The 17,037-nt window shown below is 72.4% G+C and carries 15 protein-coding genes and 1 pseudogene; 7 read left to right on the top strand and 9 right to left on the bottom strand.

All coding sequences use genetic code 11. From position 1 onward, the window contains the following. Nucleotides 1-29: 29 nt before the first annotated feature. The 7 genes from ACIQFX_RS10185 to ACIQFX_RS10155 form a co-directional block, all read right to left on the bottom strand. Complete coding sequence (locus tag ACIQFX_RS10185; protein ID WP_402460758.1) at nt 30-1,247, bottom strand: acyltransferase; 1,218 nt, start codon at nt 1,245-1,247, stop codon at nt 30-32. Continuing rightward, entirely contained in the window at nt 1,244-2,224 is a 981-nt protein-coding gene (locus ACIQFX_RS10180; RefSeq protein ID WP_402460756.1) for an alpha/beta hydrolase, read from the bottom strand. Before ACIQFX_RS10180 ends, ACIQFX_RS10185 begins: the two co-directional genes overlap by 4 nt. Nucleotides 2,225-2,514: 290 nt before the next feature. After that, nucleotides 2,515-3,201, bottom strand: a complete 687-nt coding sequence (locus ACIQFX_RS10175; protein ID WP_376486841.1) for a response regulator — start codon at nt 3,199-3,201, stop codon at nt 2,515-2,517. After that, nucleotides 3,198-4,733, bottom strand: a complete 1,536-nt coding sequence (locus tag ACIQFX_RS10170; RefSeq protein WP_402460754.1) for a sensor histidine kinase — start codon at nt 4,731-4,733, stop codon at nt 3,198-3,200. The genes ACIQFX_RS10175 and ACIQFX_RS10170 overlap by 4 nt, the downstream gene beginning before the upstream one ends. 220 nt (nt 4,734-4,953) lie before the next feature. Further along, nucleotides 4,954-5,976 (bottom strand): DUF4429 domain-containing protein, encoded by a 1,023-nt coding sequence (locus ACIQFX_RS10165; RefSeq protein ID WP_402460752.1) that lies wholly within the window; start codon nt 5,974-5,976, stop codon nt 4,954-4,956. Between the two features lie 74 nt (nt 5,977-6,050). After that, entirely contained in the window at nt 6,051-7,265 is a 1,215-nt protein-coding gene (locus tag ACIQFX_RS10160; protein ID WP_402460749.1) for an alpha/beta hydrolase, read from the bottom strand. A 162-nt stretch (nt 7,266-7,427) separates the two neighbouring features. Continuing rightward, a complete protein-coding gene (locus tag ACIQFX_RS10155) occupies nt 7,428-8,063 on the bottom strand; it encodes a TetR/AcrR family transcriptional regulator (protein ID WP_402460746.1) in 636 nt (211 codons plus the stop codon). 117 nt (nt 8,064-8,180) lie between these two features. Between ACIQFX_RS10155 and ACIQFX_RS10150 the strand changes: the two genes are divergently transcribed. After that, on the top strand, nt 8,181-9,803 hold the full coding sequence (locus ACIQFX_RS10150) for an MFS transporter (protein ID WP_402460744.1): 1,623 nt from the start codon (nt 8,181-8,183) through the stop codon (nt 9,801-9,803). 139 nt (nt 9,804-9,942) lie between these two features. Next, nucleotides 9,943-10,467 (top strand): peptidase inhibitor family I36 protein, encoded by a 525-nt coding sequence (locus ACIQFX_RS10145; RefSeq protein WP_402460743.1) that lies wholly within the window; start codon nt 9,943-9,945, stop codon nt 10,465-10,467. Here the strand turns inward: ACIQFX_RS10145 and ACIQFX_RS10140 are convergent. After that, nucleotides 10,448-11,218 (bottom strand): potassium channel family protein, encoded by a 771-nt coding sequence (locus ACIQFX_RS10140; RefSeq protein WP_402460741.1) that lies wholly within the window; start codon nt 11,216-11,218, stop codon nt 10,448-10,450. The genes ACIQFX_RS10145 and ACIQFX_RS10140 overlap by 20 nt on opposite strands. A 79-nt stretch (nt 11,219-11,297) precedes the next feature. After that, a complete protein-coding gene (aceE, locus tag ACIQFX_RS10135) occupies nt 11,298-14,030 on the bottom strand; it encodes a pyruvate dehydrogenase (acetyl-transferring), homodimeric type (protein ID WP_402460740.1) in 2,733 nt (910 codons plus the stop codon). A gap of 418 nt (nt 14,031-14,448) precedes the next feature. Here aceE and ACIQFX_RS10130 point away from each other — a divergent pair, with 418 nt between their 5' ends. From ACIQFX_RS10130 to ACIQFX_RS10110, 5 genes and pseudogenes are all read left to right on the top strand, one after another. Beyond that, entirely contained in the window at nt 14,449-14,871 is a 423-nt protein-coding gene (locus ACIQFX_RS10130) for a DUF3052 domain-containing protein (RefSeq protein WP_367825456.1), read from the top strand. Between the two features lie 121 nt (nt 14,872-14,992). Further along, a complete protein-coding gene (locus ACIQFX_RS10125; protein WP_402460737.1) occupies nt 14,993-15,451 on the top strand; it encodes a peroxiredoxin in 459 nt (152 codons plus the stop codon). A 138-nt stretch (nt 15,452-15,589) separates the two neighbouring features. Further along, nucleotides 15,590-16,165: a TerD family protein gene (locus ACIQFX_RS10120; protein WP_026058190.1), complete on the top strand. Its 576-nt coding sequence runs from the start codon at nt 15,590-15,592 to the stop codon at nt 16,163-16,165. Nucleotides 16,166-16,248: 83 nt separating this feature from the next. After that, nucleotides 16,249-16,824: a TerD family protein gene (locus ACIQFX_RS10115; RefSeq protein ID WP_033205936.1), complete on the top strand. Its 576-nt coding sequence runs from the start codon at nt 16,249-16,251 to the stop codon at nt 16,822-16,824. A 28-nt stretch (nt 16,825-16,852) separates the two neighbouring features. Then, a pseudogene (locus ACIQFX_RS10110) lies at nt 16,853-17,037 on the top strand (hypothetical protein); the annotation flags it as partial.

Genomic DNA, 17,037 nt, shown 5'->3' with positions numbered 1-17,037 from the left:
CCCCGCCCGCCCCACGTGCCCCGACCGGATCACGCGAGCCCCAGGGCGAAGACCGCGAAGCCCGCCGCGAGCAGCCCCGCCGCGGCGCGGCGGGCCGGTCCGGTCTTCGCCCACGGGGACTCGAAGCCCCGCGCGTACCGCCCGACGAGGACGAGGAGCCCGGCGAAGACCGGCATCCACGCCAGCCGGGCGAGGATCCAGCCGACCGAGTCCGGCGCCCCGACGAGCCCCGGGACCTCCCCGAGGTACGAGCCCGGGACCGCGGCCGCGAGCATCGCCGTCTGGTGCCAGCACAGGATCGTCATCGCGGACAGGTTGACGACCACGACGGGCGCCCACAGCGCCGGCCGCCTCAGGAGCGCGCCGAGCCGGTCGCGGAGCAGGACCGCCGCGCCGCTCTGCGCGGCGGCGAGGGCGAGGACGAGCAGCGACGGCGGGTGCGAGTTGGTGCGGGCCTCGCCGGGGACGCCGACCATCGACGCCGGGTAGCCGAAGAACACCAGGAGCGCCGCGAAGAGCGCGGCCCCGCCGAGCAGCAGCGCCCAGGCGTGCCGCCGGGCGACCCGCCCCTCGCCCCACGAGACGCCGAGCTGGTAGGCGAACAGCCAGCCGGGCAGGATGTTCAGGAGGCTCAGCCAGGACGGCACGGCGTCGGCGTACGGCCCGTACCGCAGGAAGTCGACGACGGCGACCGACGCGAGCAGCGGCGCCGCGGCCCACACGCCGAGCCGGCGGGCGAGCCGGACGCAGAACGGGGTCAGCGCGGTGACCACCGTGTACACGCCGACGAACCACAGCGGCTGGATCACCAGCGTCGACGCCGTCCGCAGGGTGTCCACGGGCACCCCGACGCCGAAGTGGAGCAGCGGCAGCAGCGCCGCCCACACGGCCGTGACCCCGATGACCGGGCGGCCGAGCCGGGCCAGCCGACCCCTCAGCCACTCGCCCGTGGAACCCTCGCGGCGCCGGTACGACAGCACCGAGGCGTAGCCGCCGACCAGGAAGAAGATCCCCAGCATCTGGAGGATCCAGCTGACCGGGGCGAGCCCGGCGAAGGCGCCCAGCGGGCTCGCGTTGTGGATCGCCCCGTCGGCGGAGAGCGTGAAGCCGCCGAGCAGCCAGTGCCCGGTCGGCACGGCGAGCAGCGCGAGGGCGCGGAGCCCGTCGATCGCCCGGTCGCGGTGGGCGGGGGTGCCGGACTCGATCCTGGCGGCCGTCCTCCGGACCGCGGCGGCGAGGGTGCTCATCGGACGTCCCCCTCGGCGATCGCCGCGAAGGCGCGCAGCGAGCCGGTGCCCGCGGCGAAGTAACCGCCGTGGCCCATGGCGTCGTCGGCCGGGATCCGGCGGGCCCCGAAGTCCGGGTCGGTGGGGTCCGTGCCGTGCCCGAGGCCCGCGACCTCGACGTTCGGGACCCGGTCGATCCAATCGGTGGGGTCCTTCGCCGCCCAGACCCGGGCGGAGGTGCCGAGCTCGGCGACGTTCCCGGCGCGCATCCCGGGGGAGCCGAGGACGACGAGGTCCTTGGCCTTCAGGCCGCGGGCGGCGAGGCCGCAGACGACGGAGCCGTAGCTGTGGCAGAACACCGCCGGTTCGGCCGCGCCGACCGCCGCGAGGCCGTCCGCGAACCGGGTCAGCCGCTCCGCCCCGGCCTCCGCGAGCCGTCCGGTTGCCGCGTCCAGGCCGACCCCGACGGGGGTGGTGTACCCGACCCAGGCGACGACCGCCGTCCGCTCGCCGGTCGCCCGGCGCAGCGCGGTCGCCATGTCCGCGAGCGGCCGCACGTGACCGGCGTCCACGTCGGACCCCGGCACGATCACGGCCACGTGCTCCGCCCGCGCCAGGTCCCCGTACACCAGGGCCACCTGCCCCCGGCCGCGCGGATCGTGGGCCAGCACCCGCGCCCCGCCGAACTCCCCGCGCACGGAACGCCCGTTGGCCTCGTACCGCAGCTCCAGCGGCGCGCCGTCCAGGTTCCCGACGACCGTCGGGTACGTCCGGGCCAGTTCCCTCCGCCGCACGGGGCCCAGGCCCGCGAAGTACCGCGCCACCTCGGCCGGCGCCATCCGCTCCGGGTCCGGCAGCCCCGCCGCCCGCCACGCCCCCGTCCCCGCCGGCGCCCCGGTCACGGCCTCCTGGGCGTTCCCGGACGCCCAGCCGGCCGTCCCCGCGATCACGGCGGCCACCAGGGCCACGCTGGTCAGGGTCCTCGCAAAGCGGCGCATGGGGTCGCCCTCCCTCTCCGGTACTCGCTCGTTCGTCGGCGAGAGGAAGGTAGGAAGACGACGGGTGACGACGCGTCACACCCGGGAGCCAACTCCCTTCTGATACCGGGGTAGGGGGTGGAGGAGCTGCCAGCCCCCGGGGAGGGGTGGGGTTTTCCCCCGGGTGGGTGGCGGGGTGCGTGTTGGGGTGCGGGGTGCGGGGTGCGGGGTGGCGCGTGGGTCGGGTCGCGCCCGGTGGCGTGCGGGGTCAGCGGCCGGAGTCGCCGAGGCCGGCGCGGCGGCGTGCGGGGTCAGCGGCCGGAGTCGCCCGGGGTGACGAGGCCCGACTCGTACGCGAAGACCACCGCCTGCGCCCGGTCGCGCAGGTCCAACTTGGCGAGGACGCGCCCGATGTGGGTCTTCACCGTCTGCTCGGCGAGCACCAGGTGGTCCGCGATCTCCTGGTTGGACAGGCCCCGCGCGATCAGCTCCAGGACCTCGGTCTCGCGCGGGGTGAGGCCGTTGAGGCGCAGCGCGGTCGTGTCGCGGCGCGGCGCGGGGCGGGACGCGGCGAAGTCGGCGATCAGGCGCCGGGTCACGGACGGGGCGAGCAGCGCCTCGCCGGCCGCCACCACCCGTACCGCCGCGATGAGGTCGGCGGGCGGCGCGTCCTTGAGGAGGAAGCCGGACGCGCCCGCCCGCAGCGCCTCGTACACGTAGTCGTCGACGTCGAAGGTGGTCAGCATCAGCACCTTCGGCCGGTGCGTGACACCGGCCGGCGGGTGCAGGATCTCCCGCGCCGCCGCGAGCCCGTCGAGCTCCGGCATCCGCACGTCCATGAGGACCACGTCCGGGTGCGCCGACCGCGCCACCTCCACGCCGGCGCGGCCGTCGGGGGCCTCGCCGACCACGTCGATGTCGGGCTGGGCGGCCAGCAGCGCGGCGAAACCGGCCCGCACCATGGCCTGGTCGTCGACGATGATCACGCGGATGGTCACTCGGGGTCCTCCGGGGTCGTGGCGGGCGCCGGCCCGGCGTGTGCCGCCGATCGGTCCGCCTCGACGGACGGCGCCGGGTCCGTGGGCGGCACGTGGTCCGTGGACGGGTCCGTGGGCGGCACCGGGTCCGGCGCCAGGGGCAGCCGGGCGGCCACCCGGAAACCGCCGTCCGGCAGCGGCCCGGTGTCGAGCGAGCCGCCGGTCAACCGTACGCGCTCCCGCATCCCGACGAGCCCGTGCCCGGTGCCCGCCGCGCCGCGCTCCACCGCGGAACCCGGCTCCGTCGCGGGCCCGTTGACGACGAGGACCGTCAACCACCCGTCCTCCGCCCGCACCGACACCCGGGTCGACGCCCCCGGCGCGTGCCGCACCACGTTCGCCAGAGCCTCCTGCACGATCCGGTACGCCGACAGGTCGACCGCCTGCGGTACGTCCCCGAGGTCGGCGGCGAGCCGCAACTCGGCCGGCACCCCGGCCCGTACGGTCGCCTCGACCAGCTGCTGGACCCGGTCCAGGCCCGGCTGCGGCGCCCGCTCGCCCTCGCCGCCGTCACTGCGCAGCACCGACAGCAGCCGCCGCATCTCGGCCAACGACTCGCGTGCGCTCGCCGCGATCGAGGCGAACTCCTCGCGGGCCGCGTCCGGAAGCCCAGGGATGCGGTACGGCGCCGAGTCGGCCTGCACGGTGATCACGGACATGTGGTGGGCCACCACGTCGTGCAGCTCGCGCGCGATCCTCGCCCGCTCCTCCAGGAGCGTGCGGCGGGCCCGCTCCGCCTCGCTGATCGTCTCCTGCTCCACGAGCCGCCGCTGCGCGTCGCCCCGGGCACGCACCGCCGAGGTCAGGAGCAGCAGCACCCCGCTCAGCACCAGCAGCAGGGTGTGGATGCTGGTGTACCCGTCCGGCCGGAACGCCTCCAGGACGTAACCGGCCACCCCGGTGGCGAGCCACACGCCGAACAGCGCCCGGCGCGACTCGCGCAGGCCGAGCGCGACCATCAGCGCGCAGTAGCCGACGAGCACCGGCGGCGGCCACGGCCAGTAGTCCGCCCGCGTGCCGTCCGCGCCGAGCAGCACCAGCGCGCCCAGCACATCGGCGGCGAAGACGATCCACCACGCCTGGAGGGGACGGGCGACGGCGAGCAGCAGCGGCAGCGTCTGCGCGGTGGCGAGCGCCCCGGCGAGGGCGCCGTTGACCCCGTAGTCCCCGATGAGCAACACGATCGACGAGGGAAGCAGGGCCGCGACGCACGCGAACGCCACGGCGTACGGCAGCAGCCGCACCCACCGCGAGGACGCGTCGGCGAGCAGCGGCGCCCCCGGCGTCGACGGCGTGGTCAGCGCGGACCCGAGCCCCTGGAACATCCCCCTCGTCCGGGCGGTGAACCGGCGGACACGGAGCCTGCGGGCACCGGACGGACCGGCGCCGGACGGACCGCCGCCGGACGGCCGTCCGTCCGGCGGGCGGACAGCGGACGGGCGTCCGGTGGACGGGCGGGCGGTGGGCGGCTCGGGCCGCGGTTCGGTAGCCATGACCAGCTCAGGGTAGGCAGCGCACCCCGCCCCCGACGTCATACCGGGGACCGGGGTGCGGCCTGATACCGGGGTATGACCTCCGGCGCTCCGGCGCTCCGGTTCCCCGATCCCCTTCGCCGGAGCTCAGCCCGGAACTCCGTACAGAGCTCCATACAGAGTTCCGTTCCGTACAGAGCTCCGTACCTGGCTCGATGCAGAGTTCCGTGCGGAGCTCGGCTCAGAGTTCCGCGAGGAGCTCCGCCTTCTTCGCCGAGAACTCCGCGTCCGTCACCAGACCCGCCTGGTGCAGCTCGCCCAGGTGCCGGATCCGTTCCGCCACGGCCCCGGGGTCGCGGCTCGCCCCGTCCCGCATCCCGGCAGGAACGGCGACCGGGACGGGCACGCGGTCCGCGGCGCGGCCCCGGATCGCGGCGAGGACCGCCGCGGCGAAGGGGAGCGACAGGTGCACCGGACCGTAGCCGAGGCCGAAGACGACCGACGCCGGGTCCAGGTCCGGCTGCGTCGGCCGCGGCGCCCCGCCCCGGGGCACCAGGCGCAGGTACCCGTCGAGGACCTCGGGCGAACGCCACTCCACCCCGCACAGGTCCCGCACCGAGAAGGTCTGGTCGCCCGCCTTCCACTTCTCGGTCGACGCCCCGGTCCACGACCAGCGGAACGAGACCTCCGAGACCCCGTCGAAACTCGCCTTCCCGTCGTACGTCTTGAACGACTGCGGCCCCTGCGGCGGCGCCACCAGGAACCGGTCGACGGGCGTCGGGGCCCCCGCGGCCCCGACGTCCGTACCGGTCGCGGCGTCGACCGCGCCCATGGCGTCGACCGGGTCCCGGGGCGCGACCGCGCTCAGGCGGTCGATCGCGTCGAGGGGGTCGACCGGGCCCAAGGGGTCGACCGCGGTCACGGCGTCCGCGGGGAGGCGGGCCCGCAGCTCGTCCCGGTAGTACTCGGCGAGCGTCTCCCGATCCGCGGGCAGCACGAGCCGGTACGGGTCGCAGGCTTCCTTGAGCTGCCCCGCGGCCACTTCCATCAGCGGATCGGCACCCGGTCTCGGCACCGCGTGCAGCACCACGGTGCCCCGTTTGCCGGGCGTCAGCGTCACGGATGCCAACGCCTCGTGCGGTACTCGTCGTTCGCGCAGCACACTGAGGAGTTTCGGCGTGCGGTTCCCCCGATCGAAACGGATGAGGAGGGCGTCGCTCTCGAACTCCCAGGTGGCATGATTTCCGGCCAGCACATCACCCATACGCCTCATCGTAAGCGGCGCGTGCCGCTGCGTCGCCCCTGTGAAAGGTCCGGAAATCGCGTGATCTACGCGCGTCAGGACCCTTCCGCGCCGGATATTCCGTCGTGGCAAGCGCTGTCGGCACGTGCGCAGACGACACTCGGGAAGGCGCCGACGCCTATCGCGGCGAAGTTCCCGAGGCTTTCCGTGCCGGGCTCGAAATAGCCGCTGTGACCGACCGCGCCGTCCGCCGAGAGCAGCCGCGCCCCGAACTCCGGCGCCATCGGGTCGGCGCCGTGCCCGACCCCGCCCAGCTCCAGGTGGGGCACGTCGGCGATCCAGTCGTCGGCGTCCCGCATCGCCCACACGCGCGCGTGGGTGGCGAGTTCGGTCGCCCGCTCCACCCGCATGCCGGGGCTCCCTGCCACGGCGACGTCCGTCACCCGGGCGGGCAGCCGGGGCGCGGCGACCCCGCACAGCACGGAGCCGTAGCTGTGGCAGAACAGCGCCACGCGCGCGTCCCCGGGGAGCGCCTCGCTCAGTTTCACGAGCCGCACGGCGCCGCTTTCGGCCAGTCGGCCGGTCGCCGCGTCGACGCCGACCCCGGCGGGCGCGGTGAAGTCGGCCCACGCGATCACCGCCACGCGGGCGCGGGGCGAGGCCTGCCGCTCGGCGGCGAAGAGCGCGCTGGCCATGCCCTCCGGGGCCCCGTACCGGCCGCGGGTCTTCTGGAACGTGAGCAGGTTCGTGTCGACGCCGGGCACGATCACCGAGACCCGCCGGGCCCGGTCCAGGTCGCCGAGGACCTCGGCCGTCCGCCCCGTACCCGTCGGGTCGAAGGCGAGGATCTGACGGCCCGGCCGCATCAGCGAGGCGAAGCGGTCGAACCGGCGGCGCGCCTCGTGGCGTCCCTCGGGCGACAGCCGGGTGTCGTCGACCCGCTCCCGTTCGGCGTCGAGCGCCCGGCCGAGCGTGATCCGGTTGGCGCGGTAGCGCAGGGTGACCGGGGCGCCGTTGAGGTTGCCGACGACGAGCGGGTGCCGCTCGGCGAGCAGGGCCCCGCGCGCGGGGCCGAGTCCGGCGAAGAACGCGGCGACGGTACGTGCCGGCGCGGTCACGGCGTCGGGCAGCGGGCGGTGGTCGATCCGGTCGTGCGCCCAGGCGGCGAGGGCCGTCCCGCGCGACGGGCCGGGCACCGGCCGGTGCCGGATCGTCGTCCACCCGGTGATCGCGAGGAGCACGAACACCACGCCGAGCGCCAGCAGGGCGCGCGCGACGGTGAGGGTGGGGGAGGCATCGGCTGAGGTCACGGGGCGCCACCCTACGGGGCGCGGGTTACGGAGCGGAGCCGAACCCCTCGCCGCACCGGTCCCACCGGTGCGGGGCCGACCGGCGGGAACCGTCCCGAGGGGCGCCCCGCCCGGGCGGGGCCCGATCGGCGGGGTCCCCGCCAGGAGGCGTCCAGGAGGCGTTCAGGAGGCGTCCCGCCAGTGCGGGGCCAGCGCCGGGCCGATGTGGTCGAGGTACCGCTCGGTGAGGGCGCGCATGGTCTCCAGGCTCTGGTCCGTGCCCCGGCCCCACAACTGCCCGGTGACCCGCATGACACCGCTGAACGCCGCCACGGCGATCCGGGGGCGCGGGTCCCCGTCCACGTCGAGGCCCTCGCGGTCGGCGATGATCCGGGAGATCGTCTCCTCCATCTCGGTGGAGCGGCGCAGGTGGACGGCGAGCAGCGCGGGCGTCGACTCGATCAGCCGGAACGTCCGCAGGTACAGCTCGACCGGCACGACCTCGGTGATGGCCTCGCCGATGGTGTCCCACGCGGAGAGGACGGCGTTGCGCAGCGCGTCGAGCGGTCCCTCGTCCGGCGGGCGCTCGCCGAGGGTGCGGACGAACCGCTCCTCCACCATCTGCTGGACGGCGAAGGCGACCTCCTCCTTGGAGGAGAAGTAGCGGAAGAAGGTGCGCTGGGAGACCTCGACGGCCTCGACGATCTCGTCGACGGTGGTCCCCTCGTACCCCTGGGTGGTGAAGCGCTCCAGGGCCTCCCGGATCAGCGCGTCGCGGGTGCGCCGCTTCTTGCGCTCGCGCAGGCCGGGCACGGTCACGTAGGGGTCCTCTTTTCCGCCGTTTGGTCCGCCTCAGGGTACCTGTGAGCTACGTGACAGTTACCGACGCGTGAACCGCTTTGTCAATTGTCAGTGACTGTCACTAGCCTCGTCCGCATGACTAGTCAGACCACCGTGGAAAAGACCCCGCAGGGTCAGGGGGGCCTCCGGGAACCCGACCCGGCCCCGGCGAAGGGACTGCGCGGCCACCCGTGGCTGAGCCTGTTCGCCGTCGCCGTGGGCGTCATGATGGTGGCGCTCGACGGCACGATCGTCGCCATCGCCAACCCCGCCATCAAGACCGACCTCGGCGCCACGCTCGCCCAGGTCCAATGGATCACCAACGGCTACCTGCTCGCCCTCGCCGTCGCCCTGATCACCGCCGGCAAGCTCGGCGACCGCTTCGGCCACCGCCAGACCTTCCTCATCGGCATCGCGGGCTTCGCCGCCGCCTCCGCCGCGATCGGCCTCTCCGAGTCCATCGGCGCCGTGATCGCCTTCCGCGTCCTGCAGGGCCTCTTCGGCGCCCTGCTCATGCCGGCCGCGCTCGGCCTGCTGCGCGCCACCTTCCCGGCCGAGAAGCTGAACATGGCGATCGGCATCTGGGGCATGGTCATCGGCGCCTCCACGGCCGGCGGCCCGATCGTCGGCGGCCTGCTCGTCGAGCACGTCAGCTGGCAGTCGGTGTTCTTCATCAACGTGCCGGTCGGCGTCGTCGCGCTCGTCCTCGGCCTGGTGATCCTCAAGGACCACCGCGCCGAGAACGCGCCGCGCTCCTTCGACGTCGTCGGCATCCTGCTGCTCTCCGGCGCCATGGCCTCCCTCGTCTGGAGCCTCATCAAGGCGGGCGAGTCCTGGGGCTGGACCAGCGGCAAGACCTGGGGCTGCCTGATCGGCGCGCTGCTGCTCTTCGCCGTGTTCGCCTTCTGGGAGACCAGGGTCGCGGAGCCGCTCGTCCCGCTGGGCATGTTCCGCTCCGTGCCGCTGTCGGCCGGCGTGGTGCTGATGGTGCTGATGGCCTTCGCCTTCATGGGCGGCCTGTTCTTCGTGACCTTCTACCTCCAGGGCGTGAAGGGGCTCAGCCCGGTCGACAGCGGCCTGCACCTGCTGCCGCTGACCGCGATGATGATCGTCTCCTCGCCGCTGGCCGGCGCGCTGATCACCAAGTTCGGCCCGCGCGTGCCGCTGGTCGGCGGCATGGTCTGCACCGCCGTCGCGATGTTCGGCATGATCACGCTCTCCGCCGGCACCGGCACCCTCGTCATGTCCCTCTGGTTCGCCCTGCTCGGCCTGGGTCTCGCCCCGGTCATGGTCGGCGCCACCGAGGTCATCGTCGGCAACGCGCCGCTGGAACTCTCCGGCGTCGCGGGCGGCCTGCAGCAGGCCGCGATGCAGGTCGGCGGCGCGCTCGGCACGGCCGTGCTCGGCGCCGTCATGTCCTCCAAGGTCTCCGGTGCCTTCGCGGACAACTGGAAGGAGGCCGGCATCCCGGTCCCGGCCGACCCGCGCCTGGAGCAGGCGGCCGAGTTCGGCATGGCGCCGCCGGAGCTGGCGAAGGCCCCGGGGATGACCCCCGACCTCTTCGACAAGATCTCCTCGGTCATCCACGACACCTTCCTCGACGGCATGGGTCTGGCCTTCACCGTCGCCGGCGGGGTCGCCGTCGTCGCGGCCCTCGTCGCCACGCTCACCAAGCGCGGCGAGAACGCCGAGGCGGGCGGCATGGGCGGCCACATCTGACGTCCGTCCGCGTTCCCGTCAGGGTTCCCGTAGGGGGCCGTCACCCGTTCGCGTGAACGGGGGCGGCCCCTCTTCCGTAGCCCGCCGACCTCCGCCATGCTCGTGGTTACAGAGAGTGACGAAACGGGGGTTCATCAGCATGTATACGAAGACTCTTCTCGCCACGGCGGCCGTCCTGACCGCCACCGTGACCACCGTCCTGACGGCACCGGCGGCACCCGCGGCACCAGTGGTACGGGCGGCACCGGCGGCCACGGGGGTACGGGCGCAGCCGGCGGTCTCGGCGGCCACGGCGGCCACGGCGACCATGGCCGGCCAGGCGACTTCGGCGGTCTCGGCGTCGTCGGCGGCCCCGGTGGCGGCCGCGCCGTCCGGGACCGTGCTCGGGGCCTGCGGTCCGGGCCGGCTCTGCCTCTGGCCCAAGCCCGACTTCAAGGGCCGGGCGCAGACCCACGAGCTGGCCACGACGGACATCGACAGCTGCGTCGTCCTGCCGGCGGGCACCTCGGCCCAGTCCCTGGCGAACCGCACGGGACGGCCGGTCACCACGTACCAGTCCGCCGAGTGCGCGGAGGCGGGCGAGTTCGAGACCTACCCGGGCCGGGGGACCTGGGTGCCGCAGGCTCCCTACGAGGTCAGAGCGTTCAAGATCTGGGAGCGGTAGGGGCGGGCAGCTCCTGCGTCCCGTCCGCCGCGGGCACCCGCGGCGGACAGGAGAGCCGGGCCACCTCCGCGCGCAGCTCGCGGACCTCCAGGGTCAGCGCCTCCAGGAGTTCGGTCTGCCGGCGCTCCACGGCGTCGTCCCGGTCGAAGCGGGCGATGAACCAGGCGGCGATGTTGGCGGTGACGACACCGAGCAGGGCGATGCCCGAGAGCATCAGGCCCACCGCGAGGACCCGGCCGAGTCCGGTGGTCGGGGCGTGGTCGCCGTAGCCGACCGTGGTCATCGTGGTGAACGACCACCAGACCGCGTCCCCGAGCGTCTTGATGTTGCCGTCCGGGGCGTCCCGTTCGACGTGCAGCACGGCGAGCGAGCCGAACATCATCAGTCCGACCACCGCGCCCGCCACATAGGTGGTGAGCGTTATCTGCGGGGCCATCCGGGCCCGCCGGCCCACCAGGAGGAGCGTGGACACCACCCGCAGCAGCCGCAGCGGCTGCACCATCGGCAGCAGGACCGCGAGCAGGTCGAGGGGGTGCGAGCGGACGAAGGCCCACCGGGCCGGGGCGATCGCGAGACGGACCAGGTAGTCCAGGGCGAAGGCCGCCCACACGGCCCACTCGACGTGGGTGCACAGCCGGTGCACCCACGGGTCGGCGCCGGGGGCGACGATCGGCACGGCGTACGCGATGCCGAACGCCACGGCCAGCACCAGCAGCGGCACCTGCGTGCGCTCTTCCCAGCGATCCTTCATGCAGGGCATCGTAGAGAACGCCGAAGGGCGGCGAGGCCACCGGCCCCACCGCCCTCACCAGGTGCTATGCCCGACGGGCTCAGGCGTCGCCGCCCGCGGCGCCGGGGTCGGCGGCCGCCACGTCGAGCAGCTGGTAGCGGTCCACGGCCTGCTTCAGGGCCGAGCGGTCCACCTTGCCCTCGCGGGCGAGTTCGGTCAGCACGGCCAGCACGATCGACTGGGCGTCGATGTGGAAGTAGCGGCGGGCCGCGCCCCGCGTGTCCGCGAAGCCGAAGCCGTCCGCGCCCAGCGAGGTGTACCGGCCCGGCACCCAGCGGGAGATCTGGTCCGGCACCGCCCGCATCCAGTCCGAGACCGCCACGAACGGACCCTCGGCGCCCTGGAGCTTGCGCGTCACGTACGGGACGCGCTGCTCCTCGTCCGGGTGGAGCAGGTTGTGCTCCTCGACGGCCACGGCCTCGCGGCGCAGCTCGGTCCAGGAGGTCGCGGACCAGACGTCGGCCCGCACGTTCCACTCCTCGGCGAGGATCTTCTGCGCCTCGATCGCCCACGGCACCGCGACGCCCGAGGCCATGATCTGCGCCGGGATCGCGCCGGCCTCGGCCGGCCCGAGGCGGTGGATGCCCTGGAGGATGCCCTCCACGTCCACGTCCGCGGGCTCGGCCGGGTGCTGGATCGGCTCGTTGTAGACGGTCAGGTAGTAGAAGACGTCCTCGGCGGCGGAGCCGTACATCCGTCGCAGACCGTCCTTGACGATGTGCGCGATCTCGAAGCCGAACGCCGGGTCGTACGCGATGCAGGCCGGGTTCGTCGAGGCGATCAGGTGCGAGTGGCCGTCCGCGTGCTGGAGGCCCTCGCCGGTCAGCGTGGTGCGGCCGGCGGTGGCGCCGAGCACGAAGCCGCGCGCCAGCTGGTCCGCCATCTGCCAGAACTGGTCGCCGGTCCGCTGGAAACCGAACATCGAGTAGAAGACGTACACCGGGATCAGCGGCTCGCCGTGCGTGGCGTACGCCGATCCGGCGGCGATCAGCGAGGCCGTGCAGCCGGCCTCGGAGATGCCGTCGTGCAGCATCTGGCCGGTCGGCGACTCCTTGTAGGCGAGGAGGAGTTCGCGGTCCACCGCCTCGTACTGCTGGCCCAGCGGGTTGTAGATCTTGGCGCTCGGGAAGAACGCGTCCATGCCGAAGGTGCGGTACTCGTCGGGGGCGATCAGCACGAAGCGCTTGCCGATCTCCTTGTCCCGCATGAGGTCCTTCAGGATGCGGACGAACGCCATCGTGGTGGCGATCGACTGCTGCCCGGAGCCCTTCCTGGCCCCCGCGTAGGTCTTGTCGTCGGGGAGGGCCAGCGGCTTCGCCCGCACGACACGGGTCGGCACGTACCCGCCGAGCGCCTTGCGGCGGTCGTGCATGTACTGGATCTCCTCGGAGTTCCGGCCCGGGTGGTAGTACGGCGGCAGGCCGTCCTCCAACTGCCGGTCCGTCACCGGGATGTGCAGCCGGTCGCGGAAGCGCTTGAGGTCGTCGACCGTCAGCTTCTTCATCTGGTGGGTCGCGTTGCGGCCCTCGAAGTTCGGGCCCAGCGTCCAGCCCTTGACGGTCTGGGCGAGGATCACGGTCGGCTGGCCCGCGTGGGCCTTCGCCGCCGCGTACGCCGCGTAGATCTTCTTGTGGTCGTGGCCGCCGCGGCCCAGGTGCAGGACCTGCTGGTCCGACATGCCCTCGACCATCGCCCGCAGCCGGTGGTCGCCGCCGAAGAAGTGGTCCCGGATGTAGCCGCCGGTCTCCGTCGCGTACGTCTGGAACTGGCCGTCCGGGGTGGTGTTCAGCTTGTTGACCAGGATGCCGTCGCGGTCCTGCGCGAGCAGCGGGTCCCAGGAGCGGTCCCAGATCAGCTTGATGACGTTCCAGCCGTTGCCCCGGAAGATCGACTCCAGCTCCTGGATGATCTTGCCGTTGCCGCGCACCGGGCCGTCGAGGCGCTGCAGGTTGCAGTTGACGACGAAGGTCAGGTTGTCCAGGCCCTCGCGCGCGGCGATGGAGAGCTGGCCGAGCGACTCGACCTCGTCCATCTCGCCGTCGCCGAGGAACGCCCAGACGTGGGACCGGGAGGTGTCGGCGATGCCGCGCGCCTCCATGTACCGGTTGATCCGCGCCTGGTAGATCGCGCCGAGCGGGCCGAGGCCCATCGACACCGTCGGGAACTCCCAGAAGTCCGGCATCAGCCGCGGGTGCGGGTACGACGAAAGCCCGTTCGGGAACTTCGACCGCTCCTGGCGGAAGCCGTCGAGCTGGGTGTCGTTCAGCCGGTCCAGGAGGTAGGCGCGGGCGTAGATGCCCGGGGAGGCGTGCCCCTGGAAGAAGATCTGGTCGCCGCCGTCGCCCTCGTCCTTGCCGCGGAAGAAGTGGTTGAAGCCCACGTCGTAGAGCGAGGCGGAGGAGGCGAAGGTCGCGATGTGGCCGCCGACGCCGATGCCCGGGCGCTGGGCGCGCGAGACCATCACGGCCGCGTTCCACCGGGTGGCGTTGAGGACCCTGCGCTCGATCTCCTCGTTGCCGGGGAAGAACGGCTCGTCCTTGGTGGCGATGGTGTTGACGTAGTCCGAGCTGCGCATCTCGGGCACGGCCACGCGCTTCTCGCGGGCCCGCTCGATCAGTCGGAGCATGAGGTAGCGGGCCCGCTCACGGCCCCGCTCGTCGACGGCCGCGTCGAGGGAGTCGAGCCATTCCTGGGTCTCTTCCGGGTCGAAATCCGGGACCTGGCTGGGAAGGCCGCCAATGATGATCGGGTTGCGATCGGATCCGGGAGCCACGCTCTTCCTTCGCTGTTCGGTGGTGCCCACGGGGCCACGGAGTGGTCGGGATGTCCATCGTGTACCCCGCCGACACCAGACGTCACACTTACCGGGGGGTAACCCCCAGGGGTGTCCTCCACATCGCCGGGTGCGGTCAAATCGCAACCTTACGCCCAACTCGCGCATGCGTTTCGTCCGGGCGTTCGGCAGACTGAAACGGCAGAAGTCCGTAAACCGGGACGAACCATGTGTGCCTGATCGCGAAGGAGGCTCCGAGCGTGCCGAAAGTTGGGGCGAGACGGCCCCAAACGTCACCGTTTCGGCGGTCTCCGCGGCCTGGTACTTGCGCGATCAGCCCCGGCACGTGTGGACTACGGCCAGCGCCACGCGCCCACGCGTGGCCCACAGCATTTTCCGAATGAGCAGGAGGCAAGCCGTGAGCGCGACCGCGGACCACGCGGAGGAGCGGACCAACCCGGCCGGCAGGCTGGGGTTCGAGCCCGGACAGGTGGTCCAGGAGATCGGCTACGACGACGACGTCGACCAGGATCTCCGTGAAGGCATCGAGTCCATCATCGGCCAGGACCTCGTGGACGAGGACTACGACGACGTCGCCGACGCCGTCGTGCTCTGGTTCCGCGACGAGGACGGTGATCTCACCGACGCCCTGGTGGACTCCATCGGTCTTCTGGAGGACGGCGGCACCATCTGGCTGCTGACGCCGAAGACGGGCCGTGACGGCTACATCGAGCCGTCCGACATCAACGATGCCGCGCAGACTGCTGGTCTCTCCCAGACCAAGAGCATCAGCGTCGCCAAGGACTGGACGGGCACCCGCCTGACCGCCCCCAAGCGCTGATCACCACGCTGCGAGAAGCCCCCGCCGGTCCGCCGGCGGGGGCTTTCGTGCGCAGGCCGTAGGGTGGGTCTCACCGATTCGGCCCAAGGACGACCGGGTCCGTCGAAGGGATGCGTACGCGATGGCCATCGAGGTCGGCACCAAGGCCCCGGAGTTCGAGCTGAAGGACAACCACGGCCGCACCGTGAGGCTCTCGGACTTCCGCGGCGAGAAGAACGTGGTGCTGCTCTTCTACCCGTTCGCGTTCACCGGCGTCTGCACCGGCGAGCTGCGCGAGCTGCGCGACAACCTGCCGAGCTTCGTCAACGACGACACCCAGCTCCTGGCCGTCTCCAACGACTCGATCCACACCCTGCGCGTCTTCGCCGACCAGGAGGGCCTGGACTTCCCGCTGCTCTCCGACTTCTGGAAGCACGGCGAGGCCTCCCGCGCCTACGGCGTCTTCGACGAGGACAAGGGCTGCGCGGTGCGCGGCACCTTCGTCATCGACCGGGACGGCGTGGTCCGCTGGACGGTCGTCAACGCCCTTTCGGACGCCCGCGACCTCGGCGACTACCTGAAGGCGCTCGACGCCATCTGAGCCGGTCCGGGGCCGACACCCTCGGAATCACCGGTCGAATCGACTGTTTCGACCGGGAACCCGTCACTAGGATCCAGTCGTTGATCCGATGCCAACGCACGACTGGGGCGCTGCCCCTGAAAACGTATGGAGGGACTCGTGGGAGTCAGCCTCAGCAAGGGCGGCAACGTCTCGCTGACCAAGGAGGCCCCTGGCCTCACCGCCGTGACCGTCGGTCTGGGCTGGGACGTCCGCACCACCACCGGTACGGACTTCGACCTCGACGCCAGCGCCATCCTGGTGAGCGAGGAGGGCAAGGTCCGCAACGACCAGGACTTCGTCTTCTTCAACAACCTGAAGAGCGCCGACGGCTCGGTCGAGCACACCGGTGACAACCTCACCGGTGAGGGCGAGGGCGACGACGAGCAGGTCAAGGTCAGCCTGGCCACCGTGCCGGCCGACGTGGCCAAGATCGTCTTCCCCGTGTCGATCTACGACGCCGAGAACCGCCAGCAGTCCTTCGGCCAGGTGCGCAACGCGTTCATCCGCGTCGTGAACCAGGCCGGCGGCGCCGAGATCGCCCGGTACGACCTCTCCGAGGACGCCTCGACCGAGACCGCCATGGTCTTCGGCGAGCTGTACCGCCACGGCGCCGAGTGGAAGTTCCGCGCCGTCGGCCAGGGTTACGCCTCGGGCCTGCGCGGCATCGCGCAGGACTTCGGCGTCAACGTCTGAGCCGAACCGTCTTGAACCGTCCGGCGCCGCACCTCCCGTGCGGCGCCGGACGTGCCTCATCACCACCGGGGAGGAACCGCAACATGGGCGTCACGCTCGCCAAGGGAGGCAACGTCTCCCTCTCCAAGGCCGCACCCAACCTCACCAAGGTCCTCGTCGGACTCGGCTGGGACGCGCGCTCCACCACCGGAGCCCCCTTCGACCTCGACGCCAGCGCCCTGCTGTGCCAGGCCGGCCGGGTGCTCGGGGACGAGTACTTCGTCTTCTACAACCAGCTGCGCAGCCCCGAGGGCTCCGTCGAACACACCGGCGACAACCTCACCGGCGAGGGTGACGGTGACGACGAGTCCCTGATCGTGGACCTCGACAAGGTCCCGGCGCACTGCGACAAGATCGTCTTTCCGGTGTCGATCCATGACGCCGACAACCGCGGCCAGAGTTTCGGCCAGGTCAGCAACGCTTTCATCCGCGTCGTGAACCAACTGGACGGTCAGGAACTCGCCCGGTACGACCTCTCCGAGGACGCCTCCACCGAGACCGCGATGATCTTCGGCGAGCTCTACCGCTACAACGGCGAATGGAAGTTCCGGGCGGTGGGCCAGGGGTACGCGTCCGGGCTCCGGGGCATCGCTCTAGACTTCGGGGTCAACGTTTCGTAAAGCCATGAATTCCACGATGGGGTAGACAGTGATTCTGAAAACCTTCGGCTGGTCGTTCGCGATCACTGTGCTCGGCTTGGTCGCCGCGGTGCTCTACGGGGGCTGGGAGGCCTTCGGCATCGTCGCGATCCTCTGCGTCCTCGAGATCTCGCTGTCGTTCGACAACGCGGTGGTCAACGCCGGAATCCTGCAGAAGATGAATGCCTTCTGGCA

This window comes from Streptomyces sp. NPDC093089, assembly GCF_044754405.1.
In the GTDB taxonomy this organism is placed as follows: Bacteria; Actinomycetota; Actinomycetes; order Streptomycetales; family Streptomycetaceae; genus Streptomyces.
The sequence above is the reverse complement of the archived record's forward strand: the minus strand, read 5'-3'. Positions and strand labels throughout refer to the sequence as shown.